We start from the raw sequence: 23432 nt of genomic DNA on the forward strand, positions 1-23432 counted from the left end.
TTTTGCAAATTCATGCACTCACCGCTGCTTCTTAAACTCCGACCAGCTGGTGGCAGTCTCCAGTTCCACACCTGCGTCCAGTGCCTTGAAATGCTCCTTGCCGCAGTGGATTTTCAACTGCTCACTGGTTTTCAGGTGCATAAAGCTAGTATCACCCTTGGTTTCCAGGACGAAGTACAGCTTTTCCTCGCCATTCTTGTTGAGATACACAGCCCAGTCGGGGTTGTACGTGCCGATGGGGGTTTCAATTTTGAATCGGCTGGGAATCTTGAAGAACATCTTCACATCCGGGTCGTTGTCCAGGGCCACGGCCACCGGCTTCTCCACGGTGGAGCTGTCGTAAACCACATAGTCATAGACGCTGTGTTCTACTTTTACGGCGTTCCGATCCAGGTTGGCAAGCATCTCGGCGGTGTCGAAGATCTCCTGCACATAATATTCCTGGCCGTCCAGTTTCACATAGCGGATACCGTCGATAGCCAGGGCGTGGCGGTGGCTGCGAATCAACTCTACGGCCTGCTCCAGAAATGCCTCCGGGTTGTTGAGGAAGTCTCCGCACCGGCCACTTTCCACCAGAATCCGGTTGACGGTAGCTGGGGTCAGCAGCGTCTCATCGCTGATGGCGGTAATAATGTCCGGCAAGGTTTGATAGTCATTGGCAATATCCATCGTCCGCATTTCCCGTTCCATGTGGCTGATTCCCGATTGTTGAATATAAATATCAGCAGTCTGGGACATTAACCGGGTTTTGGGGATATGGGGCATTTCCTGAAAGGCTTTGACGCAGTTCTTCACCAGCTGCTCCGTGTCAATGCTCACCCGATAAGCGGTTTTCTGCTTGATCTTACTCCACAGCTCCAGGAACTCTGGGGAGAGCATGACCTGTTTGTTGAGCCGTACCACCACATCACGGGAGGCATCCCGCACCGGGGGCTTCCGGTCGGCATTGGCGATAATCTGCTCAAACCGCTCTCTGGCGGCTTCATATTTTTTCGGCAGGTCAAGGGTTCCGTTCTTCAAAGCGTTCTTCATGGTATCCTTGACCTTACCGGTGCTGGTGATATACCCCTTCTGCTCAAAATGCTCCAGCAGCTCCGTAGCTTCCTCGTGGGTGACGGTATGTTCCTCTACGGTAGTGATTGTACTGGTGATTCCAATAATTGCCTCTGCTGCCTGTTCAGCGGTCGCACCGTTTTTAATTTGGCGCATGACTTCCGTTACGGGGCTGGGCGGTTCGGTGATTTTCCCTGATTCCAATTCCGCTGTAATTTTTTCTTCCGCTGCCGTCATTTCGGGGTCGGCCATCCATTTGTCAATGGAGCCGTCGTCCATCCAGGTTTTTACCAGCTCGTGGGCCTCTTCTCTGTCAATCGTATGCTCACGGGTAACTTCTTCCTGATAGGTCATCCCAGCAAACAAACTGAGCTGGAGTACACCAAACTTGACGCCAGTTTCGTCCTCGATCTCTTTCTGGAGGGTGGAAGCAAACTCGGAAAAGCTCTCGTTGGCCATGACGTGAAGGACATTGATATTCTTGTCCTCGATGCGTTCACCGTCCTGGTTCACGCACAGGCGCAGGCCACGGCCCACCTTCTGGCGGCAGGTAAAGGTGGACTTCTGTTCGATCAGAGTGCAGACCTGGAACACGTTGGGATTGTCCCAGCCCTCCCGCAGCGCCGAGTGGGAGAAAATAAACCGCAGCGGACATTCAAAGCTCAGCAGCCATTCCTTGTCCCGCATGATGGTGTTGTAGGTGTCATCGTCGGCCTGGGTGTCGCCCTTGGTGTCCTTTAGACGGCCCTTTTTGTCCTGGGAGAAGTAGCCGTTATGTACCTTACTCACATCCGTGGTAAATCGCTCCTGAAGGACGGCATACTTGGGCTTTGCCATAAGCTCCTGGTAGCATTCCTCGAACATGGTGGCATAGATACCGGGTGTGCCGTCCTCATGGCGGTACTTGTCCACCTTGTCAATGAAGAACAGGGACAGCACCTTGATGCCCTTGTCCAGATACCGCAGCTCCTTATCCAGGTGGGTTTCGATGGTGCGCCGGATCTGAGCCTTCTTGACGATGTTCTCGTCTACGTCGCCAATGGCCTTGCCCAGCTTGACCTCCTGAGTGTTTCCGAACTCGATATGCTCAAAATCCGGGGTACAGTCGATTCCGGCGACGGTGTAGCCCTCATAGAGATCTCGCTGCCCGGACAGCAGGAACAAATCGTCTCCCGGCTTGACGGTCACGGCCTTGCGGGTCACGGCTCCGGTCTTGCCCTTTACGTCCAGCTCCACCCTGGCCCGAAAGCCCTTGTCGTTGCTGACGGAAAGGAGCCGCACATAGGCTTGGTTGAAGCCGCCGGCAATCTGATTGGAGGACACGGCGATCTGCTTGACTAGCCCCATCTGGTAGGCGTCTACTGGGGTCAGACGGTAGAGCAGATTGATTTTTTCCCGGTGGGTAGCGGAGTACCGCAGCACACACAGGGGGTTCAGGGTGGCAATGGCTTCCTTGGCCTTGGGGGTGTTGTCTACGCTCTGGGGTTCGTCGATGATGACGATGGGGTGGGTATTCTGGATGAAGCCCATAGCCGTTTCGCCGTTGAGCCGATCCTGGGCCTGATTGATAATGTTCTCCGCCTTCTTGAAAGCGTCGATGTTAATAATCATCACTTCGATGTTGGAGCTGGTGGCGAACTGCCGCACATCGGACAGCTTGGCAGAGTTGTAGATGAAGTACCGGCATGGCACATTGTCATATTGCAGGCCAAAATGCTCTTTGGTGATTTCAAAGGACTTATAGACACCCTCCCGGATAGCCACCGACGGCACCACGATAACAAACTTGGTGAATCCGTACTTGCGGTTCAGCTCAAAGATGGTCTTGGTGTAGACGTAGGTCTTGCCGGTGCCGGTTTCCATCTCAATGCAGAACTGGCAGCCCTCCGCCGATGGGGTCAGAGGAAGGTTGTTCCGCTTCTGGACGGTGTGCATATTGGAGGTCAATGTCTCCTGGTCGATGTAGAGGGCATTGCCCTGGCCCATTTCCGGGAGAAGGGAAGTCTGCCGCTCATCCACCACGGAGAAGGTGCTTTTGGTTTTCTCCTGGCCGGTAAACAAATCCACCACGGCGTTGACTGCCTCCATTTGGAATGCCTGGTTCTTAAACTTCAGTTTCATATCTCAATCTTCCCAACTCTCTGTTGTTGGATTCCACCATCTTTCCTTCTCACGAATCTCATATTTTTCTCGTCCTCTTTTGATGGTTCGTGATGTGCATTCATATACAGCTTTACAGTTTGTGCAATTATGAAACTCAAAGTAGCCCCCGTTTGGCTGACTTACATATTCACTCTGCATAATTTTTCTGCAATATCTACACAACATCCGAATTACCTCACACCAATTTCAATTCAATTCCATGATCCCGCAGGATATAGTAGGCATTGGCCATAGCAGTATCGTCGGCAAAGCTGTCACGGGAGATGATGATTTTCGCTGGGGCGTATTCGGCCATCTGCTCTATGTCCTCCGGCTGCACATCTTCGGCCAGACAGACCAGTAGCAGGCAATCATTACCCACGCCATAGACGGTCTTGTTGTTGATGGAGAACGGAGTCACGGTGTAGGTCAGCGGCACACCCAGCTTCAGCATGATTTCATAAATCATGTCCAGGTCGGTGCGCTCCGGCTTTACCCGGTGGATCATGCTGTTCATTCGCTGGTATAGGAGGTCAAGCTGCTCGTCCTCAATGGGCGTAGCATCCCAGGTTTTCAGATTGGAGGTGTCCAGCTTAAAGACACGGAAGCCCACATCCAGGGGCTGCTTGTCCTCCTCCATGGTGACTTGGGTGTGTTCCTCCAGGATTTTCTTTCCGGCCCGCCGAATTCGCTCCTTGCCGATTTCGCAGATATTCTTGTACCCAGCCTTGTACGCCTCGCTCTTTTCGTCGCACAGTTCGGGGAGCTGCACCAGAATAAAGCGCCGGTTGCCGCCGTCCTCGGCATTGAGCTGCATCACCGCATGGGCGGTGGTGGCAGAGCCTGAGAAGAAGTCAAGGATGATATCACTATCGTTTTTAGCAGTTATATACTCAACTAATTTTTTAATATCATCTACGCTTTTAGGATTTTCAAAAACTCTTTTACCATCAAATATCTTGATAAATTCATTGGTTGCAGTTTGTGCATAGCTAAAATGCACTGAACGCAACACCTCTTTATCCGCTTCAAAAAGATTCATTCTGACACGAGGAACCGTAGTTTCATCTTTTCCAAATACTACATGGCCCTTTTTAATTTCTTCTTGTAATCTTTCGGGTGTCGGATATCTCCATCCACTTACAGGCTTTTTGCACATCTTACCAGTAATAGGGTGTATTACATCGTACATAGGCCCACCGCCACCAGGCCAATTTATATTACCATCATCTCTATATGGCCCTTTCTCATCAACTCGTGTAAACCGTGCTAAGGATTTACGAGGATCATCAGCAGGCCATGTGGCGTATAACGCCTTCAGACCCTCATTTACTTTTGCCCAGTCATCGTTATACAAAGTACGCAGACGCTGAAATTCTTCCTTTACCTCGTCGATTCCCTCTTTTGTTGCCCGAAGAACAATGCCCATTTCGTAGATAGTCGCAGCACTCTTAAAATAAACCAGCATATATTCGTGGCCAACAGAAAAGTATTTTGCGTCATTCTTACGGTTCTTGTCATAAACAAGTGTCGCAACATAGTTTTCCTCACCGAAAACCTCATCACAGATTTTCTTGAGATTATATAATTCTGCATCATCAATGGAAATGAAAATCACACCGTCATCCCGCAGAAGGTTTGCCGCCAGACGGAGACGAGGATACATCATATTGAGCCAGTTGGTGTGAAAGCGGCCCATGGTTTCCGGGTTACTCTTGGTGGTCTGCTGGGTCACTTCCTTGTACCGGGCCATAGGATCGGCAAAATCATCGGCATAGACAAAATCGTTGCCGGTGTTGTAGGGCGGGTCGATATAGATCATCTTCACCTTGCGGTAGTAAGCCGTTTGCAGCAGCTTCAAGACCTCCAGGTTGTCGCCCTCGATGTAGAGGTTCCGGGTGGTGTCCCAGTCCACGCTTTCCTCCGGGCAGGGGCGCAGGGTGCCGGTGGATCGTTTCTGGGCCAGCCGCAGGCAATCTGCCTTGCCCTTCCACTCAAACTTGTACTTCTCAAAGTCGTTGTCAATGTACTCGCCGCACAGAGAAAGCAGCTTGTCAATATCCAACTTCCCCTCGCTAACGCACTCTGGGAATACCGAGTGCAGCTTGTCCAGGTTGGTTTGTTCTATGTTCATGGAAAGTCCGTCCAAGTTATTCATTTGTGCAATCTCCTTCATTCTTGTTAAAATAAAAGTTTGCCAGCACAAATGCGATACCCACAGTAAAACTCAGTGCTTCCACGCTGACAACTACCTTTGCAGGCCAAGAAACAGGGACAATATCACCATATCCCAATGTAGTAAATGTCACAATACTAAAGTATAATAAATCGAACCCTCTAATTATGACATTGCGTGATAGGCCATTGTTAAATTGGAATGCCCTTTCATCAAACATAATAACAACCGCATATAATATTGCAAAAATAACACATATAAGAAATATCAAGGATGAGAGAATATATAGCCTTTCCTTGTTTCTTTTTGGACAAATTTTTCGAAAGTTAGCAATCCACCAAAAGGGACACATTAGCGCTATAATCAAAAATACGCCCAAAACTATTGTTAAAACTATTAAAAAGCAATTTAGGGTTGCAGGACTGGTCAATGAGGCACATGAAGAAAAGAATAACAGACATATATAAAGCAAATCCACTATGGTTGTAATCAATGCAATGTGCCTATTCAATAGCATGTATACCTTGTTTTTCATATATAATCTCCACCACAAATTCTCTCTGAACCTTTGCCGTTAGTTTTTCCTTTTCGGCAAAGGTTTTTATTTTCTCCTCCAGCTCCATATCCAGCCGCATAGCGTCAAAGAACTGGCTTTCCTGCCGCTTCATGTACTCTTGGCGTAGCTGATTGATTTTCTTCTGCGTAGCCAGCCGTTTCAGCCGGTCGCCGGTGACAGCCTCCAACTCCGCCTGTGCCTGCTGCACCTGGCTGTCCAGGGTGTTCAGCTCACGGCTCAGTGCCGCCTTATCAGCCGATACCTGTTGCTTCATCCGTTCCATTTCCTCAGCCTGGACTGGGGATAGACGCTCCAGTTGTGCCTCCAGCAGTGCCTCCTTTGGCACCAGCTCATCCAATGGGTGGGGACGGCTGCTCCCCTTCAGCCAGTGGGGAGATCTCCGCTCATCCTCTGTGCAGCTCTCCACCGGCAGCTCCAGGATGCTGCGGCAAGCTGCATCGTCCAGGGCTTTTCCGCTCTCCGTCAGGCCGCACAGTACGGCGTGTTCTGTGCGGCTGGAGCCTGATACCAGGGTCACGGTATAGAGGGCAATCCGGCACGGCTCCGGCACCGTTGGGATGGTCAGGACGCCCTCGTTGGCACTCTCCAGCTCATGGAGAATCCCACGGCCTATAATGCTGGACAGGGTAAGCTGTCCGGCCTTGGGTTTGAAATCCTTTGCCATGCCATACACCTTCTGGCTGCGATAGGGTCGGTTTCGGTTCCCCGTCCAGTAATAGAACAGTACCGGCAACTCCTGGTACTCCGTGGCCGTAATGGTACGGCTGGCTTCGTCGATCACAAAATGACAATCGTCGTTCTTTTCATTGTAACGGTTAAAGAACCATTTGGCAATCTCCCAAAGGTCGTTGTTCAGCTCCTGCCCACGGCGGTTCATATACTTGGGGCTGATTTTCACCTTGTCGGCCAGCTCCTTGGTGAAGGTGGTAAACAGAATGTCCTCCGCTGCGGAGATGGTCTGCCGGTTATCCGCCTCATGGGTGTCCAGGGTCTGGCGGTATGCCTGCTCAATTTGCGCTCTGGGCCGCAGCCGCTGGGCAATGACGGGAAAGGCCCCCTTCACATCATCGGTAAAGCCACCCAGCACATCGTCGGTGATGCCAAAGACACCATCAGTCACCAGCATCCGCTTGTTGACCAGCTCCAGCTTGCGGACATCGGCAAAGTTGTTTTTGTCGATAAAGGCCACGGACAGCACATCGTTTTCCTGGCCCAGCCGGTGACAGCGGTCGATCCGTTGCTCCATCTTCAACGTGTTATACGGCAGATCATAGTGGATGATGAAAGCGGCCTCCTCCAGATTAAAGCCCTTGGCACCGTTGTCGGTAGAAATCAGCACCTCGCCCTCCTCCTTGAACTGGCGGATCACGGAGTAATCGGCGCTGCCGTTGTAGGCCAGGGTACGATACTGGCCGGAAAGAAGATTCTGGAGCATCTTCTGGGTTTCCACGCTCTCGGTGAAGATAACAGCCTTCCGTCCGGCTCCTGTTTTCTTCATCAAGGAAAAGCCCTGTTTGAGAACAGTCAGCAGCTCACCGGCCTTGGCATCCTGGGAGATACCCTCGGCCACGGCCTGCATCTCCTGCCATTGTGCCAGCTCCTCTGCTGCGTTTTCCAACCCCTGGAGCCGCTTGACGATACCTTTGATGGTTTGCAGAATCGCCGCCGTAGAGGAACCCAGCAGGCCCAGCAACCGTAGAGCCAGGTCATATTGGTTCATTTCGGGAAAGGCTCTCTTTTCCGGCTGGTTGATGTAAGCATACAGCAGCTCATAGAGCTGCCGCTCCGCCTTACTGGGGGTGTACTCCACGGTCAGCAGCACACGCTCCGTCACCTTGGCGTAGTGCTTGGCCTGGGAACGGAGGGTACGGAAACAATAGCGGCTGACCTGTTCGCTGAGTTCCGGGTAGTTCTCCGGTCGGCGTAGATACCGGGCCAGAAACTCTTTTTCTCCCGGCAGCAGTGTTTCGTCGATAAACCAGATTAGGCCGTACAAGTCCATGATGTTCTTTTCGATGGGGGTGCCGGTGAGCAGCAGTTTGAAGGAGTCACCGGCGAGCCGTTTGAGAGCCTTGGCCTGCTTGTTGTCCTCCTGGTAGACCGGAGAGAGGGAGTTGGCTTCTTCAAACACCGTCAAGTCCCAGTTGACCACCTTTGCGGCCTCCTCGTTGTCGGCAGCAAAATCATAGGTGGTGATAACGATAGCATCCTGAATAAAGGCGTTGGGATGGTCGGGGGCGCTGCGGGCCTGCCATTCTTTGCGGCTGGTCAATACCACATAAGGAACGGTATAGAACCGCTCCAGCATTTCTGTCCATTGGTGCAGTAGGTCGGCATTGGGAATAACCAAAAGAATCCGGCTGCATCCCTCCAGCCACTTTTGATTGATGACCAGCATGGCCTCGTGGCTCTTGCCCATACCGGCTTCATCACACAGGACAGCCCCCTTCTGGTAGGGGGAACGCAGGGCAAAGCTGGCCGCTGCAATCTGGAACGGATAAATTTCAATGTCCGATGATGCAAAAACCGGGATGAACTGTTCCTCCTCCGGCAACTGCTCCAACAGACGAGCCTTGTAATAGGCGTGAAACGGTGTTTGCAGCATGGCGTATGTCCTCCCTCATCCCGGTTCTCCGTTATTATTATTATGGCAGATATTAGGGGAAAAGGCAAAGTTGTTTTTTACATCAATGTGTGCTATGCTTACCAAAAGGTGGGTGATTATAATGTCCGATACTGTAAATAAACGTGTGCGCCGTACCACAGAGGAACGAATTGCTGAAATTGACGCCAAAATCGAAGAATGCGGGAAGCAGATCAAAGTGATCGAGGCCAAGAAGCAGGAAGCCATTGCGGTCTTTGATGGACGGATCAGCAAGGTGCAGGGTAAGATCAAAGAGTTAGATAAGCAGAAGGCTGCAATCCTGGCTCCTAAGCCTCCGCGCAAACCCAGAAAGACCAAAAAGCAGAAAATCCAGGACTTGATGAAGCAGGCGCAGAAGTCCGGTCTAAAGCCGGAGGAAATAGCTGAGCGGCTGGGTCTTACAATGAATGAGTAATATGGGATGTTACAATCTGTGGTAGATTTACCAGATAGTACGATAAGTTTTTTCAATTTTGCTGTATAGAAAAGAAGTTGAAGGGGGAATCATTATAAAAAAAGTAATGATTACGGTACTGCGTAAAGAGTTTTATCCAGAATATGCAGATGAATATTTAACTGAAGGTAAAATGGTAGGCGCATGTCCCCTTTTGGAAGTTGGAGATACATTTATTTTCGAGGGTAATGCAAAAATGCCAGATGGTTTTTGTCCATGGGCATGGATGGATATTTATCCCAGTGTTAGTGCAATATCTGCCGGGGCAAGTTATAAGCCTTGGAATAAAAAAGAGGGGCAAAGCATTGTATGCTGTACAGATGGGGTACGTCCGGTAGTATTTAATATTCAAACATTGGATGATATGAATCAATGATATCCAAAGCAAAGTTAGTCGTGGACGCTTGGTACATAGTGAATAGTAACATCTAAACAAAATAGGGCCTGTTGCAAAAACAAAATTTTCCAAAATACACCCAGATAAAAATTACCGTGAAACTCCAGTTACGAAGTTTCACGGTAATTTTTATAATGCAATCATTTTCCAGTTAGACGCAAAAACCGTATCTTGCAACAGGCCCCTTTTTTTGACAAACTGGGATTTATTACTCACTTTGTTTGTCACTTTTTCCATCAAAATGAGTGTTTTTGTCTAGCTTCGTGACTATAATTCCAGTACAAGTCACAATAACAATACAAAGATACATACAAATACCCAAAATACAGCCGAAGCCATAGCTCCCCAGCCCATTAAAAAAGTCACCAGCAAAATCTGATACAAACATTCCACCAATGGCCACTATGACACCAGCAAAAAAATATTGCCAAATATTTTTCATATTCTTAGCTCCTCAAATTCATATTTATTGATTTCATTATACCTAAAACCATGAACAATTCAAGCACAGAGAGCGGCGACAAAGCCTTTAACTTCTGCTACCGGGGCGAGGGTGAAAGATTGGTGGACGATTTATTCTATAGCACCTGCAATACATTTATCAAACATATACATTTCTATACTATTTATTTTCTGTTCATTATTAGCAGTATAGGCATATTTTACAACTGTTCTATACCCTAATCCCTTATATTCAATTAGACCTGCTTCCTCATAACGACCAATGTTAAATATAGGCTCTCTAAAACTTTCAACTCTGTTTATATCGATGGAAAGCACAGCACAATATATTGTTGCTAAAACAATAATGGCAGATAGTACGACTTTTAGTGTTTTCTTGCAAAGCTTTACAACTAAAAGCATTGCTATTAACAATAATATAAAAATCCCTGTCATAATTTACCTCTTTGCAATTCTGATTTCTTCTTTGTGCCGGTGTAGATTTGGCAAGGCCAGCATTGCACTGAGCAGCTTTATTTTTCTCTTAATTTGAACATGATAAATGCTCCCATTGTAATTACAGTCAACGCCACACCAAATCTCGGTAACTTTACTGCTGGCGTATTGCAAGCATATTCCCAATAAGAGTGCCTAACAAAACCTGACAAATATAGAGCTATGAGGTAAAATACTAGTGGGGGTGACGGATATGCCCAAGAAACTAGTAAGCGACGAATTGTGGAGTCTGGTTGAACCGCTATTGCCAGAACATAAGCCCACATCCAAAGGAGGCCGTCCACGCATATCAGATCGAGCAGCTTTGACCGGAATTATATTTGTCCTCAAGACTGGGATACCATGGGAAGACCTGCCACAGGAGATGGGCTGCGGTAGTGGTATGACCTGCTGGCGCAGACTTCGGGATTGGCAAAAAGCTGGTGTTTGGGAGAACCTGCATCATATTATCCTACAAAATATGCACTATACAAAAAAGATCGACTGGAGCAGAGCCAGTATTGACGGATCTGTCATCCAGGCAAAAAGGGGGGCGAACTCACAGGACCCAACCCGGTAGACCGAGGTCGCTCTGGGAGCAAACATCATATCATTACGGATCGGAACGGCATCCCGCTTGTTGTCGGCCTCACTGCCGCCAATGTTCATGATTGTAAAATGCTAGGGTATATGCTTGATCATTTGCCATCTCTGCGAAATTTGCATGGGAAACCTACCTGCCATCCTCAGAAACTCCACGCAGATAAAGGATATGATTACCCATTTTGCAGACAGGCGTGTACAGCACGGCATATCAGACACCGAATTGCCAGACGCGGTGTGGAGAGTTCTACTCATCTTGGAAAACATCGTTGGGTTGTCGAGCGCACCTTTGCCTGGCTCCATCGATACAGGCGTTTGCTTGTTCGATATGAACGTAGGGCTGATATCCATTTGGCCTTCCTCTCACTTGCTGCTGCTTTAATTGCTTTTCGGTTTTGTTAGGCGCTCTAAGATATGCAGCAAAAGAAAAATGCTTAAAATTATCATTCCCGGAGTGAGACAAGCCAACGGGAGTATGCTATTATATAATTATTTTTTGGAACTTTTTACCGTTTTCCCCGTCTACATAGATAATGAAACAGTTATCAGACTTGAATTTGACAAAGGACTGTGATTGTATGAAGAAGTTGATAGTATTAGTTTTAGCTTTGGTTTGTATTTTTTATTTAATTGGTTGTAATCAGCAGTCCACAACTGAGCAGAATATCCAGGCAAACAACTCAACCGAATCTGATGAAAATACGGAACTTGAAATTGTAGAGACCCACAATTCGATACCCAATTTTTCTTACACTGAAGATAAAGAAATATATGCAGAAGGCGAACCTGGTGTAAAGACTTCTGGATTTGTAAATACAACTGAAACTGAAATAACTTTTGAGAATGTAGCCGAACGCGCCAAGAACGAATGCACCGTCGAGTATGATAGTGTTACGACATATTTTGATACAGATGAATGTGTATGGAAAGTACATTTCTGCACAGACGGAATGGTTGGCGGCGACCAGAGCGTTTATTTGGATTGCGATGGAAAAACCGTCTTAATCGTATATGGTGAATAACTGGCCAATTTTAATTTGTTGAACTAAATACTATCCGATAGGAGCAGGGTCAAAATTATACCTTGCTCCTTTTCTTGGCATTCACAAAAATGAATATGAAGGTCGATTATACATACCAATACTTATCTCGGACAGAGATTTTCGTAAAATATAAAATGCGTTGGCCCTGGGGGCTATCAGCATCTATATGAATATATAATTTCTATTCATTCTGTCTGAGATGCTGCCCAGTTATGTAGCTCTGAGCTGCTGACACCAGTCCAAAACACCTTACCCTCCGCCAACATTGCACTGGGGCAACTTGATCGAAGCTTTTCATTCACTTTCCCCATATCGCTGCCACCGGATGTTGCAAATGGAATCACCGTCTTGCCGGTCCAATTATAGCTTTCTAAAAAAGTATGGATAATCATAGGCGCTGTATACCACCAGATGGGAAAGCCCACAAACACTACATCATACAGGTCCATATTGTCCCGTTTCACAGCAATAGCAGGACGATAGCCTGGATTTTGCATCTCGACAGAACTGCGTGAGTGCTGATCTCGCCAGTTTAAATCTTCCTGAGTATACGGACAGGCTGGCTCAATCTCATAAATATCTGCACCGATGGCGTCCGCAAGCATCTCCGCCACTCTGGCCGTGACACCAGTGGCCGAAAAATAGGCAACCAACTTGCGTCTCATAGAACTCCTCCATTTTGTTCATGTACATATTTTTATTTATGATACCACACCATACGCCGCCCTGTACAGATTGTAGTTATACAACATATAAAGGCAGTCCCATTGTAAAAGCACCGCAGCCGCAACTTTAACATTTAACTGCTACTGTAGTATTTTTTCGTCATATTCCTATCGTGTGGTTCACTGTAGTCTCTGTTGTGATGCCAAAATCTTTTTCTCGATTTGAGAGTTGGTTTCGGCGAAGACAACTTTTTTCCTTGTGGAGTCATCCAGCTTCCAGTTTTCCGCAGATTGGAATGGCACATTAATATCAGTTGAAACATCTTCACCTACCCCCTCGCCGGATTCTGTGGTACACTATCCTTGTATTTCAGGCAGGAGTTTTACCGGAACGGAGTAAGTTTGGAAGGAGCGGCGAGAAAGGGGGCAAGTATGCCCTCCGTTCCATACAGGATCTGAAATCACAAAACCATATTGACAGGAAAACCGTAATGGCCAGTTGGCGATTACGGTATTTTTTTGTCCAAAAATGAAAGGAGCACCAACCTATGAGCGAATCTGCAAACAACACATGGGCCTTTGCCGACCTGTCCCCGGAGGACAGTCTCGACATCGACCAGATCTTCGGCAGCACACCGGTTGCCGACCACAACCCCTTTGACACGCCGCCAGCAGAACAGCCAACGCCTGCAAAAGTGACACCGCCGACAGAGTCGCAGCCGGCTCCCGCCGCGATGCCTCAGGAAAACCCCATCGCTGCTGCTTTCACCCAGAAAGCCGTGGAAACCGCACAAAAAGGACTGCTGGAAAAGCCGCCGGTCTTTTACCACAAGGGCGCCAGGGAAGTCATTGAGGATGCCTCCATCACCTTTGAGGAACTGCGCATCCAGAAATCCGCCGATTTTGCCGACCTGGAGGAAGGCAAGTTTGTCAGCTGGACCATGGATTACTGCGGCATCCGCAAAGAGGTCAAGGACCCCAAAGGGACCACCATTCAGTCCATGAAGGAGACCATGGAGCGCTCCCGGGAGTTCCTGGAGGCGCTGAAAAAAGCCAAGGACAAGAATCCCGACTGCTTTGTCAAGCCCAAGGTCGTCATGAAAACCAAGGGTGTGGCCGCCTACAAGGGCCACTTCTCCACGGTGGAAGACGCCCGCGCTTCCGACAAGGTCATCTGCCTGATCCCGGCGCGGGATGGGCAGATCTATGAGCTTCGTAAAACCGCCATGGGCGAGTTCCTCGCCCCAAAACACAACATTGTTGAGTTTCCCTCCATCAGAGCCGGGTTTACCCCGGCTCTGCCCCGCATCCCCCGGGCACTGCTGGAGCAGATCATCGCCTTCTTCCGTTCCTTTCTGCAGGAACAGGGGGCCTATGAGGCCCTGGTCCTGATCTACTGGGATACGGCGCTGCAAAACTTTTTCGCCTATATTCCCCAGCAGGAAGTGGGCCGGGAGCACATCCAGGCTGATCTGCGAAGCTGTCCCTACGACGACGATCCCCGCTACATCCGCTATGCCGATATCCACAGCCATCACTGCATGGAAGCTTACTTCTCTGCTGTAGATGACCGGGATGAACGGGAGACCGGTCTCTATCTGGTCGTCGGCCAGCTGGATCGGTTCTATCCGGCTCTGGAAGCCCGCTTTTTCTGCGGAGACTCCTTCATTCCCCTGGACCCGGCTGACATTGTGGAGGGTTTCTCCCCTGCTTTCCCCGCCGAGTGGTCCCGGGCTGTGACCATTGCGCCAATCCGCACCCGTTTTCGTGGGGAACAGCTGTCAACGGAGGGGATCTCATGAGATTTCCCACAGACTTACCGGTAAAGATCGTCCTGCTGGGCGCCGGCGGCACCGGGGGCCATATCGCGCCCCACCTGTACCGGTTGCTGTATGCCCTGGATCGGCCGTCCCGTCTCATCCTCTGCGACGGTGATATTGTGGAAGAGAAAAATCTCATCCGGCAGAATTTTTCCCCGGCAGACCTGGGCGAGAACAAGGCCCGGGTGCTGGCAGAGCGTTACGCCGCCGTTTTTGGCCTGGAAGCCGAATACGTTTCCGGTTTTGTGGAATCGCTGCCGCAGCTGCTGGAGCTGATCACGCCCAAACAGTGGGTCACGCCCAGCCGCACCTGGGAGCGAAACCCGGAACTGGTGATCTTGATCGGCGCCGTGGACAACAATCGCTCCCGGCAGCTCTGCCACCAGGCGTTCTACGCCTGCCGTGATCTCGTCTACATCGACAGCGGCAACAGTGAATTTACCGGCCAGGTGGTCTGCGGCGTCCGCCGCAACGGTCACACGCTGTCCAAACCCATCGGCGGCGTCCACCCGGAACTGCTGAAGGCAGCGGATCTCTTCCCTTCCGAGCGTTCCTGCGCCGAAGCGGCTCTGGCTGATCCACAGAGTATGGCCGCCAACCTCACGGCTGCCACTGCTGTCCTGGACATTCTCTACAACATTCTGACCCATGGAGAAAATTACGTCCGCCAGACGGACTTCTCCACCAAATCTGTCAAATTGCAGTCCGTACTGGATAAACGGCGGGTACCGCCTGTCCGTTCCCGCAAACGGGCTGCGTAAAAGAAAGGAACGATACCATGAAAACATTTTACATCCCCGCCGGAGAACGGGTCGCCTATGAGTCCCTCTACACGGAGCATCTGGTCCTCAACGGCTGTCTGACCATTGCCAGGGATCTGCGGGCCAAAACCATCAGCGGCACCGGCGTCATCTGCGCCGGCAGCATCTCAGCCGATGAGATCCGCATGGATGAGCTGGAGGCCGCGTCCATTACCTGCGCTCATCTGCTGGCCAAGCGGGTGGTAACGCCGGAACTGGTGGCCTCGGAAAGTGCCGCCGTTTCGTCGTATCTGTCCGCCACCGTGGTGCGAACGAAAAAACTGACCGTTGCCGTCAGTGAAGTGGATCAGGTCCTGGCAGACCAGGTGGTCCACTTACCCGCAAAGCGGCGCGGCCTGCTGCGGCTCCTTCTGGCCTCGTCCCTGCGCTCTTTCTGGATGAATTTCGGACGGCCCCGCTGGGAGGATGACTGGGAGGATGATGTGGCGGATACGTCGGAAGGCGAGGAATCCGCGTCGCCGGAAACAGTCTCTCCCCAGGAGACGGCTCCCACCGGCTGCGACACCGAAGATGAAGAACTGAACCGCATCGTCAATCTGTTCAAGCTCACCCGGGAGGCCGGTTATACCTTAAAACTGGTACCCGGCACACCGGAGGCCAACGCCCCGGTCTTTGATTTTGAGCAGGAGCGCATTGTGCGGCCAGTGGCATAAACCAAACGGCAAGGAACATCCATTCCTTGCCGTTTTGCATATCGAAAAAGGAGGCAAACACCATGTCCATTTCATCTCAGCAACACCATATGCAGCGCCTGTGCGTTCTGCTGGCCCGGGATCTTTCCGATCTCCACGGCCCCCGGGAATCCGGCCCCAACGGCGCCAAGGATGCCTTTCTCCATGTGGGAAAGACGTTCCTCCAGGCCCTGGCCAAAGATCTGGGGCTCCGGGAGGTCAAGGTCTTGTCCAATCCCGGCGGGATCGGCGTGTCCGGCTCCTGTACCCTTATGGGAATGTGGGAAACCGGTGGGCTCTACCTCTGTCTGGAACAGTCCGGCTATGACCGGCAGCGCATCGCCCTCTATCGGTCCATTCGACACATCCGGGACTACAAGGGCGGCTACAACCAGTTCCTGACGTTGACGGAGCTGCAAAAGCTGTCGTATCCCCAGCTGTTGGAACGGCTGAGTATGCTGCGAAAGGATGGTACTTTCCATGGAGCAGCCGCATGAATCTCCGATGCAGCAGTGCTATGCCCAGGAACAGCTATCATCCCTGCAAACGAAAATTCTCCGGCTGGCCCAGGCCCTGGTCGTCCAGCGGGCCAGAGTGGAGAAGGCCCGGCAGCAGGATCAAGCCGCCGCACGGGACGCCTATGCAGAATTGCAGAAAGTCCGGCAAAGCCTGGCCGAATCCATCGGCGCCGCCCAGTTCCTGCTTCTGGAGCTGGAGGAACCCCGGTTGGCTCTGACTGCCGGGCAGTTGCAAGCGGGACTGCTGCGCTTCGATCTGATGAGTACCGCCTATAAGCCGGTATTTGACGCTCTCTGCCGCTTTGCGGACGGATTTCCCGTGGGCGGCAAAGCCAACGCCGCCGTCATCGGACGACTGATGAACCATGTAAAGATGGGCTACTACCCGACTGACCCGGACAACATCGCCGCCATGCTGCGGGGCATCCAATTTCCCCAGGGTGTCACCACCAATCTGCTGGACCCCTGCTGCGGCTGCGGTCAGGCCCTTCGGCAGCTGGCCCAGGGCAACAACTGCTTCACCTACGGTGTGGAGCTGGATGAGCATCGGGCCCAGCAGGCCCAGAGCCGGCTGCACCGGGTGGGCTTCGGAAGCTTCTTTCACAGCCGCATCAGCCACGAAGCTTTCCATCTGCTGTTTCTCAATCCACCCTATCTGTCGGTGCTCAACGCCGGTGGTGGGCGGTCCCGCCATGAAAAACGCTTTCTCATAGAAAGTATGTGCCATCTGGTCTATGGAGGGTTGCTGCTCTACGTCGTGCCGTACTACCGGCTGACGCCGGATATCTGCCGGATCCTGAGCGACAACTTTTCCGACCTCACCGTCTGGCGTTTCTCCGATCAAGAGTTTCAGCGGTTCAAACAGGTGGTTGTCATGGGGCTTCGGAAGCACAGAGAAGCCGATGCAGATGCCGGTCACCAGTTGGAGCGACAGGCCGTGTCTCCGGAGGCCATTCCCCCATTGTCGGCCCTGCCGGAACACTGCTATGCCGTTCCCGCCACTGCCTGTTCCGTTGCCACCTTCAAAGGAGAAAAGTTCAACGAGAAAGAGCTGGAACAGCAGCTGCGGCGCTCCGACAGCTTTGCCCAGATGATGGCCCGCAGCGCCCTGGACAGCGGCGTGAAGCGTCCCCTGCTGCCCCTGTCCATCGGACAGATTGGGCTCATCGGCGGGTCCGGCCTCATCAACGGCCTCATCGACTGCGACCATCCCCACATCATCAAGGGGCGTGTTGTGAAGGTCGTCCGCACAGAACGGGAAGAACGCCACAATGCGGCCGGTACTCATACGGGCTCCGAAGTCAAAGAAACCATCACCAACAAAATGATCTTCAATGTACTGACGCCCAACGGCTTCCGGTCATTGACATAGCTGCAAGGAGGAACTGTATATGAACACCGCATCCGTACCCAGAAGCTTTTCCATTGGCCGTCTGGTGGCCACGCCCCGCGTACTGGAGGAGATCCCCTGCTGGGATCTGTATCGCGCCCTGTCCCGCCACACGGCCTGTGACTGGGGCGATGTCTGCCCGGAGGACCAGCGGCAGAACGATGACGCGCTGCGCCATGGTCTGCGGCTTCTGTCTGCCTATCACAGCGCCGATGGGAAGAAGTTCTGGATCATCACCGAGGGCGACCGCTCTGCCACCACCATCCTGTTCCCAGATGAATACTGATCAACGGAGGTATCCCCCATGAAAACCACTTCTCTTGTTCTGGTACTCTCTACAGACGGACTGACCGGCGACGATGCCGCTCTGCGGACAGCGCTCTGGTCTCAGGTATCCGAGCTGCTGCAGCCCACACTGGGCCGTGTTTGCAAACGGTTTGAACCGGCCGTTGAAGCCTGGCGCCAGAAAATCGATCAGGACTACGGCATTCTGTTGGGCCGCAGTGATCCAGCGCTGTTTCTCTACTTCTATTCTTCCGGCCGACACCGGCAGGAGGAAGCCGTGCAGTACCATCTCCATGGCATGCTGGACAGCAGCCAGATCAGCGACAGGCAGGAAACCGAAACCACACGGGAGTAGGAGTCTAACCTCTGCCGGGTTCTCCGCCAGCTCCGTAGAGAAGTATCTTTAACCCTGCTGTTTTCATTGCCGTACTGGTAGCTGCCCAGTATTTACAAGCCGATATTGATCGCTGATACCGGAGGAGAGACAACTGCTTTAATATAGGAAGAAAGTCATTCTGTTTCTCTTTCCGATACGTCACGGCGTACCGCTGATGTGGCTGATGCTCTCGCACCGACAGCAGGAACGTATTCGATGATTGTCTATGCAGTTTTCAAGGAACAACACAACCAGGGGCAACCTTGATTGCACTTAAATTGTACCTTTTCTAAACTCAGCTTTTTATGACCTCTCACGGCGGATTACCCGCCGTGCTACGGTGGGTTAAATTTTTTGCTTTAAGCGAATCAGTTGTCTAATCATCGAATCTATATCTTCTTCTGGTGTTGTCGGTTGAATTGAGCAACCCAATAGTATGTAGTCAGTACCCACTCCGAAAAAGATTCCTATCTCAATCAGCAGATCGATTGATAAACCCTGGAGCCCTCTTTCGAGCTTTCCAAGGTTACTTGTGCTGATATTAAGTTGTTCTGCCAGCTGCTCTTGCGTCAGCCCTTTTTGTTTTCTTAACTCGGCAATTCTCATGCCACTGTCTTTCTGATCGTAAAACATTGTTTTTCCTCCGAAATCTTGAAATTTGAAAAATCGAAATTCCAAGCTCGGAGGGGGCGAACGACAATGTTCAGATAAAAAAAGAAAAAGGGAGCAGCCGCCTTTGCTATCTGCAAAAGCGACCGCTCCCTGATGGTTATGCGGACACAAAATAAGAACCTCCGTAAGCTATGTTTCTAAGGCAAATTTGCTTTTGCCCGGAAACCATACTCTACCGAGGTTCTATGGATATTTTAGATTGTTATACAGTTGTTATAATCACGGGGGTTCCCGTTACATGAGAATTCTGACAGCGTTATATGGTTGTTATATGGCGAAAATCGTGTTTTATGATTGTCACACAGGTGTTATATGGTTGTTATATGGACAGTTTTTCGTTACGAAACAGGTTGGAAGGCTCTGTAATCTTAGCTTTTTTCAACGCTTCAACCAATTCGTAATATTCCTCATCGGTCAATGCTCGTTTAGCCGCTTCCAACTGAGTATCTGCCATTTCGTCTGCACCCAGATTAAACATGGCAACAATCAGCCAGTAATGCGCTTTTACATTGCCAGGAGCAACAGCCAGCGACTGTGCCGCATACTTATGAAGATTCTGATAGTCCTTGGCATCTTCAAGAGTTTTCAGAAGTTCGTTGACCACACCAGTATATCTCAGATCGTAATGAGATGCTGTCAGCATAATCCAATGCTCAGATTCAGCGCTTGCAAGCACCTTGCCCTTATACAGATCAACAGCTTGCTTCAAAATTTCTACTCTTGTAGATGTAGAACCTGTTTGCTGCGCCATGTTCCAGTATTTATCGAATAGCTGAAGGTCTGTCATAATATGAAGGTCTGGATTGAAACGGTATCCATTGGTGGTTGTTTCAATCAACTGATGAGGAGAAACCAATGCAAACGCCTGACGCAAACGGAATACCAAAGCTCTTAGGTTCTTTCCCGGATTATCAGATTCTGCTGCTTCCTCAGGCCAGATTGCTTCAGCAATCTCCATAGCCGGTATCGTGACTTTCTTATTCAAAAGCATATATGCCAGCAGACGACAACACTTAGGAGATTTCAAATCACCTTCACGAAGAACACCACTGGAGGTATAGATTTCCAGATCTCCAAACAGGTTAATGATGATGTCAGCATCGTTTTCGATGTTTTCAGGAGAGAACGACATCTTCATGCTTTGCATCAGCTTTTGCTCGTTTACGCAAGCCAGAACCACAAAGGCAAGCAGCTGAAGCATACTGCTTCTGGTCAGGTATCTCTGCGGATTTCTGATAACCAAGAATCCCATTGGGCGAGGTTTCACAGGAACCGCCAAAACGGATTTTGCCATTAACCTTTGATACACTGCATACTCACCTGGGAACTGCTCTCGTACTTCTTCCATATCCGGCACAACAATCGCTGTATTGTCGTGCATAGCAGTAACCCATCTATGAAGAAACTCAGCTGATTCAAATTCTTGTAAGAGATCAAGCGTTTTGTCGTTTGGGCTTGGATTATACCAGTGGGTAGGAGTCCACAATCCCAATTCCAGATCGACTTCAAGAAAGCCAATCCAGTCACCCTTATAGAAATCAAGAGCTGTTTTCATAACGCTCTGCATGATCCATGACGGGTCATCACTTTCGTGAACACCTGCTTCTAGTCTGCTTAAAGACTGTTCCAATTCCTGAGCATATTGTATGTATTGTTGTTGTTCGATTTCTTCAGACTTATGCTGAACAGGCTCGTTACTACCTATGAATCTTTTGAGCTTATTTAACATTGAAATTTCTCCTTTCCCCCAAAATGCACAAAGCTGCCAGACACGAAATGGCCTGACAGCTGGGTATCCAAAAGCTTTGCAACTGGCTGCCATTTTACAGGCCCTATAGCTTTGCGTCACTGGCTTTCACCAGTTTTGCCCTAACTCTCGGTCATTATTAAGTTGTGGTCGCACGGTTTTTGCGTAGAACCTTTTTGGTAGACTGAATAATCTCCAGGAACGCCTGAAGCTCGATATTATCACAGTCTTTCAGTTCTTCCGCAATTTTCTTATCATAAACGTGCTGTGTTTGCACTAAGCTGTCACATAACAGCTCATCCGTAGAAACAGACAAAGCATTAGCAATCTTTACGATAGTCGGTAGAGCCAGCTTGGTCTTTCCTGTCTCTATGTGGCTCACATAAGCACTATTCAGCCCAGCACGAAATGCAAGTTCTGCTTGCGGCCATCCTTTTGCGTTACGAGCTTCTCTTATACGTAGTCCGATTTGCACGTAATTCAATTCACTTACGCCCATCGCTCCGATCACCTCCAGTCTGTTTGATACTTTTATTCTAAGGTCATTTTGTCCAACTGTCGATTTGCCACGCAGTCATAATGACCTTGTAACAATATTTTCAGAAAAAATATTTTTGCTGTACGGTCATTTTATATATATTTTCGCAAAAAAGAAGCCCATAGCGATGCCTTCGCATCAACTACGGACTTCCTCATACAACATTACATCTTGATAACAATATTCAATTTATGTTCCGCATATTGTGCAGAAATTGTTCCACCCATGCGCTCGATCAGTAGCTTGGCAATAGACAATCCCAGGCCCGTTGAATTACGGCTGGATTCTACTGTATAGAATCGGTCAAATAATCTGCCGACAGTTACAGCATTTAGGTTGTGCGCCGTATTGCTGAATGTAACGCAACCATTCTTATCCATGACTACAGACAAATCGCCATCAGAGTATTTCAGCGCATTGCTGATGATGTTAGAGAAAATTCGGTTGATTGCACCTGTATCCAGTTCACGGAAAACTGGTTCTTCTGGCAATTTGATTTCCGGTTGGATGCCTTTCTCTTGCATAACCGCATAGAAAGATAGCAGACTTTCCTCCAGCGCCCGGACAACATCCATGTGTTCCAATTTCAGATCCTGCGAAGATGTGACCACACTATATCGGAACAATTCTTCGGTCAAATTCTTCAAAACCTCGGTTCTGTTTTTAATTTGGGAAAGATAACGCTGAACATTCTCGCTCTTTTCCTCACGCTCCAACAGGTCAAGATAACCGTTAATTGCGGTCAGCGGGGTTCTCAGGTCATGGGAAATATTTGTGACAGCTTCTTTCAGTTCCAAATCGCCCTGTTGGTAACGATGGCGTTCCTTGCGGAGCAGACGAAGCTGCACATTGATGTCTGCCGCCAACTTTCGCATATACGGGTCACGGGTGGAAATATCAATGAGAGTATTGGTGTCTACTGTCAATCGGTCACGGAACGCTTCTGCAATCTCCTGTGCCGATTTGCGCAGGAAATAGACCTTTGCAACAAGCACAAAGATAATCAGAAGCAATATTCCGATGATGATTAACAGCAGATGTTCCATAACAGTCCTCTTATTTTATATCTTTTTTCTTGAATAGTGATACGCCTGCGGCAGTGGTCACAATAGATACACATAACTGACAAATTATCGCCAGCGGACTAAATACACCTTCCGAACGGGCGATATTCAAGCCTTGCGTAGATGGAATACAGGCTTCTACAAAAGTGTACACTGTTCGAACAGTCCCTCGAATATAATTGCTATTGGGAATGCCTTCCTGACGCAAATAGCTGCCATCCTCCTGCATAATCATACGAGTAGTGAACTCCGGTTCCTGCAAAGCACTGTAGACGTACAAGCCCCCAATAATAATTACCAGAGCGAACACAAAACTAATGATCAAACTTCGGGATTTATTGCTGTCCTGCATAGCAATGAATGTGAAAACAGCGGAATAACACAGGAGCATGACTATTGCAGTGGGAATACGCCATCCCACAGGAGCAAGTGCCTCCCACATCAATCCACCAAGGAATGGTAAGCCAACAACAACAGATGCCGCAATATGCGTAATCGTAAACAGGACACTGGATGTGACTACGACGATCAAGTTCGTCAAATAAATACTGTTTCGGGTACATCCAACATTCAATTTATTGCGAATCGTCCCTTGATCGTATTCCGAACCAATATAAAAAGCGCTGAACACCGCCATGATAGCCCCTACAATAACCAATCCGATAAAGAAATAGTAGTTACCGCTGGCAAGATACCAGTTTTCTCCGATATTCTTCGTGTTGATAATTGCCAGAATGTAGAATACTGCACCTGCAATAGCAGAGAGAGCTTCCAATACCCAAAAGATTTTGCTTCTCCAAAGTCGTGAGAAGTTGGCAGATAATAGTTTTCTCATAGCTG

The 23432-nt window shown here is 49.6% G+C and carries 23 protein-coding genes and 1 riboswitch; of the genes, 11 read left to right on the forward strand and 12 right to left on the reverse strand.

Annotation, left to right across the window (positions count from 1 at the left end):
• Positions 1-18: 18 nt before the first annotated feature.
• The 4 genes from ACTQ33_RS13625 to ACTQ33_RS13640 form a co-directional block, all read right to left on the reverse strand.
• Positions 19-3174 carry a type III restriction-modification system endonuclease gene (locus ACTQ33_RS13625; RefSeq protein WP_441465139.1) on the reverse strand — a complete coding sequence of 1052 codons (3156 nt, stop codon included), beginning with the start codon at positions 3172-3174 and terminating at the stop codon, positions 19-21.
• Positions 3175-3391: 217 nt separating this feature from the next.
• Positions 3392-5353, reverse strand: a complete 1962-nt coding sequence (locus ACTQ33_RS13630; protein ID WP_441465140.1) for a site-specific DNA-methyltransferase — start codon at positions 5351-5353, stop codon at positions 3392-3394.
• On the reverse strand, positions 5346-5906 hold the full coding sequence (locus ACTQ33_RS13635; protein ID WP_441465141.1) for a potassium channel family protein: 561 nt from the start codon (positions 5904-5906) through the stop codon (positions 5346-5348). The genes ACTQ33_RS13630 and ACTQ33_RS13635 overlap by 8 nt, the downstream gene beginning before the upstream one ends.
• Entirely contained in the window at positions 5875-8553 is a 2679-nt protein-coding gene (locus ACTQ33_RS13640; protein ID WP_441465142.1) for an SNF2-related protein, read from the reverse strand. Before ACTQ33_RS13640 ends, ACTQ33_RS13635 begins: the two co-directional genes overlap by 32 nt.
• 121 nt (positions 8554-8674) lie before the next feature.
• Here ACTQ33_RS13640 and ACTQ33_RS13645 point away from each other — a divergent pair, with 121 nt between their 5' ends.
• Together ACTQ33_RS13645 and ACTQ33_RS13650 are read left to right on the forward strand one after the other, a co-directional pair.
• Entirely contained in the window at positions 8675-9007 is a 333-nt protein-coding gene (locus ACTQ33_RS13645) for a hypothetical protein (RefSeq protein WP_441465143.1), read from the forward strand.
• A gap of 58 nt (positions 9008-9065) precedes the next feature.
• On the forward strand, positions 9066-9422 hold the full coding sequence (locus tag ACTQ33_RS13650) for a TIGR04076 family protein (protein ID WP_441465144.1): 357 nt from the start codon (positions 9066-9068) through the stop codon (positions 9420-9422).
• Between the two features lie 229 nt (positions 9423-9651).
• On the opposite strand, the gene ACTQ33_RS13655 is transcribed toward ACTQ33_RS13650, so the two are convergent.
• Entirely contained in the window at positions 9652-9885 is a 234-nt protein-coding gene (locus ACTQ33_RS13655; protein ID WP_441465145.1) for a hypothetical protein, read from the reverse strand.
• Positions 9886-10016: 131 nt separating this feature from the next.
• Positions 10017-10340, reverse strand: a complete 324-nt coding sequence (locus tag ACTQ33_RS13660; protein WP_441465146.1) for a hypothetical protein — start codon at positions 10338-10340, stop codon at positions 10017-10019.
• A gap of 253 nt (positions 10341-10593) precedes the next feature.
• Here ACTQ33_RS13660 and ACTQ33_RS13665 point away from each other — a divergent pair.
• A protein-coding gene (locus tag ACTQ33_RS13665; RefSeq protein WP_441465147.1) for an IS5 family transposase occupies positions 10594-11384 on the forward strand; the annotation gives its coding sequence in 2 pieces (ribosomal slippage) (positions 10594-10915 and positions 10915-11384; 792 coding nt in all).
• Positions 11385-11560: 176 nt separating this feature from the next.
• Entirely contained in the window at positions 11561-12004 is a 444-nt protein-coding gene (locus ACTQ33_RS13670) for a hypothetical protein (protein ID WP_441465148.1), read from the forward strand.
• A 206-nt stretch (positions 12005-12210) separates the two neighbouring features.
• Here the strand turns inward: ACTQ33_RS13670 and ACTQ33_RS13675 are convergent, their stop codons facing one another.
• Positions 12211-12690 carry a flavodoxin gene (locus tag ACTQ33_RS13675; RefSeq protein WP_441465149.1) on the reverse strand — a complete coding sequence of 160 codons (480 nt, stop codon included), beginning with the start codon at positions 12688-12690 and terminating at the stop codon, positions 12211-12213.
• Positions 12691-13238: 548 nt separating this feature from the next.
• Between ACTQ33_RS13675 and ACTQ33_RS13680 the strand changes: the two genes are divergently transcribed.
• The 7 genes from ACTQ33_RS13680 to ACTQ33_RS13710 all read left to right on the forward strand — a co-directional run bounded on the left by ACTQ33_RS13680 (position 13239) and on the right by ACTQ33_RS13710 (position 18550).
• On the forward strand, positions 13239-14492 hold the full coding sequence (locus ACTQ33_RS13680; protein WP_441465150.1) for a hypothetical protein: 1254 nt from the start codon (positions 13239-13241) through the stop codon (positions 14490-14492).
• Positions 14489-15271 (forward strand): ThiF family adenylyltransferase, encoded by a 783-nt coding sequence (locus tag ACTQ33_RS13685; RefSeq protein ID WP_441465151.1) that lies wholly within the window; start codon positions 14489-14491, stop codon positions 15269-15271. The genes ACTQ33_RS13680 and ACTQ33_RS13685 overlap by 4 nt, the downstream gene beginning before the upstream one ends.
• A 17-nt stretch (positions 15272-15288) precedes the next feature.
• Positions 15289-15984: a hypothetical protein gene (locus tag ACTQ33_RS13690; RefSeq protein WP_441465152.1), complete on the forward strand. Its 696-nt coding sequence runs from the start codon at positions 15289-15291 to the stop codon at positions 15982-15984.
• Positions 15985-16046: 62 nt separating this feature from the next.
• Positions 16047-16499, forward strand: coding sequence for a hypothetical protein (locus tag ACTQ33_RS13695; protein WP_441465153.1), 453 nt, complete (start codon positions 16047-16049; stop codon positions 16497-16499).
• Entirely contained in the window at positions 16483-17892 is a 1410-nt protein-coding gene (locus ACTQ33_RS13700; protein WP_441465154.1) for a DUF6094 domain-containing protein, read from the forward strand. The genes ACTQ33_RS13695 and ACTQ33_RS13700 overlap by 17 nt, the downstream gene beginning before the upstream one ends.
• 19 nt (positions 17893-17911) lie before the next feature.
• Complete coding sequence (locus ACTQ33_RS13705; protein WP_441465155.1) at positions 17912-18196, forward strand: hypothetical protein; 285 nt, start codon at positions 17912-17914, stop codon at positions 18194-18196.
• Between the two features lie 18 nt (positions 18197-18214).
• Positions 18215-18550 (forward strand): hypothetical protein, encoded by a 336-nt coding sequence (locus ACTQ33_RS13710; protein ID WP_441465156.1) that lies wholly within the window; start codon positions 18215-18217, stop codon positions 18548-18550.
• A gap of 366 nt (positions 18551-18916) precedes the next feature.
• On the opposite strand, the gene ACTQ33_RS13715 is transcribed toward ACTQ33_RS13710, so the two are convergent.
• The 5 genes from ACTQ33_RS13715 to ACTQ33_RS13735 form a co-directional block, all read right to left on the reverse strand.
• Positions 18917-19204 (reverse strand): helix-turn-helix domain-containing protein, encoded by a 288-nt coding sequence (locus ACTQ33_RS13715; RefSeq protein ID WP_171332339.1) that lies wholly within the window; start codon positions 19202-19204, stop codon positions 18917-18919.
• A gap of 358 nt (positions 19205-19562) precedes the next feature.
• Positions 19563-20972 carry an AfsR/SARP family transcriptional regulator gene (locus tag ACTQ33_RS13720; protein ID WP_427758033.1) on the reverse strand — a complete coding sequence of 470 codons (1410 nt, stop codon included), beginning with the start codon at positions 20970-20972 and terminating at the stop codon, positions 19563-19565.
• A 74-nt stretch (positions 20973-21046) separates the two neighbouring features.
• Positions 21047-21122, reverse strand: a riboswitch (cyclic di-GMP riboswitch).
• A gap of 7 nt (positions 21123-21129) precedes the next feature.
• Positions 21130-21489: a helix-turn-helix domain-containing protein gene (locus ACTQ33_RS13725; protein ID WP_171332342.1), complete on the reverse strand. Its 360-nt coding sequence runs from the start codon at positions 21487-21489 to the stop codon at positions 21130-21132.
• Between the two features lie 203 nt (positions 21490-21692).
• Positions 21693-22574, reverse strand: a complete 882-nt coding sequence (locus ACTQ33_RS13730) for a sensor histidine kinase (RefSeq protein ID WP_221400432.1) — start codon at positions 22572-22574, stop codon at positions 21693-21695.
• A 10-nt stretch (positions 22575-22584) separates the two neighbouring features.
• Complete coding sequence (locus tag ACTQ33_RS13735; RefSeq protein WP_171332344.1) at positions 22585-23427, reverse strand: ABC transporter permease subunit; 843 nt, start codon at positions 23425-23427, stop codon at positions 22585-22587.
• Positions 23428-23432 lie beyond the last annotated feature (5 nt).

It is taken from the genome of Candidatus Avoscillospira sp. LCP25S3_F1, from assembly GCF_052117125.1.
GTDB lineage: Bacteria > Bacillota > Clostridia > Oscillospirales > Oscillospiraceae > Avoscillospira_A.

Excerpts from the sequence above, each read along its gene's own strand:
- ACTQ33_RS13715 (WP_171332339.1), bottom strand. The coding sequence starts at position 19,204 with ATGTTTTACGATCAGAAAGACAGTGGCATGAGAATTGCCGAGTTAAGA.
- ACTQ33_RS13630 (WP_441465140.1), bottom strand. The coding sequence starts at position 5,353 with ATGAATAACTTGGACGGACTTTCCATGAACATAGAACAAACCAACCTG.
- ACTQ33_RS13730 (WP_221400432.1), bottom strand. The coding sequence starts at position 22,574 with ATGGAACATCTGCTGTTAATCATCATCGGAATATTGCTTCTGATTATC.
- ACTQ33_RS13680 (WP_441465150.1), top strand. The coding sequence starts at position 13,239 with ATGAGCGAATCTGCAAACAACACATGGGCCTTTGCCGACCTGTCCCCG.
- ACTQ33_RS13695 (WP_441465153.1), top strand. The coding sequence starts at position 16,047 with ATGTCCATTTCATCTCAGCAACACCATATGCAGCGCCTGTGCGTTCTG.
- ACTQ33_RS13710 (WP_441465156.1), top strand. The coding sequence starts at position 18,215 with ATGAAAACCACTTCTCTTGTTCTGGTACTCTCTACAGACGGACTGACC.
- ACTQ33_RS13625 (WP_441465139.1), bottom strand. The coding sequence starts at position 3,174 with ATGAAACTGAAGTTTAAGAACCAGGCATTCCAAATGGAGGCAGTCAAC.
- ACTQ33_RS13735 (WP_171332344.1), bottom strand. The coding sequence starts at position 23,427 with ATGAGAAAACTATTATCTGCCAACTTCTCACGACTTTGGAGAAGCAAA.
- ACTQ33_RS13725 (WP_171332342.1), bottom strand. The coding sequence starts at position 21,489 with ATGGGCGTAAGTGAATTGAATTACGTGCAAATCGGACTACGTATAAGA.
- ACTQ33_RS13720 (WP_427758033.1), bottom strand. The coding sequence starts at position 20,972 with ATGTTAAATAAGCTCAAAAGATTCATAGGTAGTAACGAGCCTGTTCAG.
- ACTQ33_RS13675 (WP_441465149.1), bottom strand. The coding sequence starts at position 12,690 with ATGAGACGCAAGTTGGTTGCCTATTTTTCGGCCACTGGTGTCACGGCC.
- ACTQ33_RS13700 (WP_441465154.1), top strand. The coding sequence starts at position 16,483 with ATGGAGCAGCCGCATGAATCTCCGATGCAGCAGTGCTATGCCCAGGAA.
- ACTQ33_RS13670 (WP_441465148.1), top strand. The coding sequence starts at position 11,561 with ATGAAGAAGTTGATAGTATTAGTTTTAGCTTTGGTTTGTATTTTTTAT.
- ACTQ33_RS13655 (WP_441465145.1), bottom strand. The coding sequence starts at position 9,885 with ATGAAAAATATTTGGCAATATTTTTTTGCTGGTGTCATAGTGGCCATT.
- ACTQ33_RS13635 (WP_441465141.1), bottom strand. The coding sequence starts at position 5,906 with ATGAAAAACAAGGTATACATGCTATTGAATAGGCACATTGCATTGATT.
- ACTQ33_RS13645 (WP_441465143.1), top strand. The coding sequence starts at position 8,675 with ATGTCCGATACTGTAAATAAACGTGTGCGCCGTACCACAGAGGAACGA.
- ACTQ33_RS13640 (WP_441465142.1), bottom strand. The coding sequence starts at position 8,553 with ATGCTGCAAACACCGTTTCACGCCTATTACAAGGCTCGTCTGTTGGAG.
- ACTQ33_RS13660 (WP_441465146.1), bottom strand. The coding sequence starts at position 10,340 with ATGACAGGGATTTTTATATTATTGTTAATAGCAATGCTTTTAGTTGTA.
- ACTQ33_RS13690 (WP_441465152.1), top strand. The coding sequence starts at position 15,289 with ATGAAAACATTTTACATCCCCGCCGGAGAACGGGTCGCCTATGAGTCC.
- ACTQ33_RS13685 (WP_441465151.1), top strand. The coding sequence starts at position 14,489 with ATGAGATTTCCCACAGACTTACCGGTAAAGATCGTCCTGCTGGGCGCC.
- ACTQ33_RS13705 (WP_441465155.1), top strand. The coding sequence starts at position 17,912 with ATGAACACCGCATCCGTACCCAGAAGCTTTTCCATTGGCCGTCTGGTG.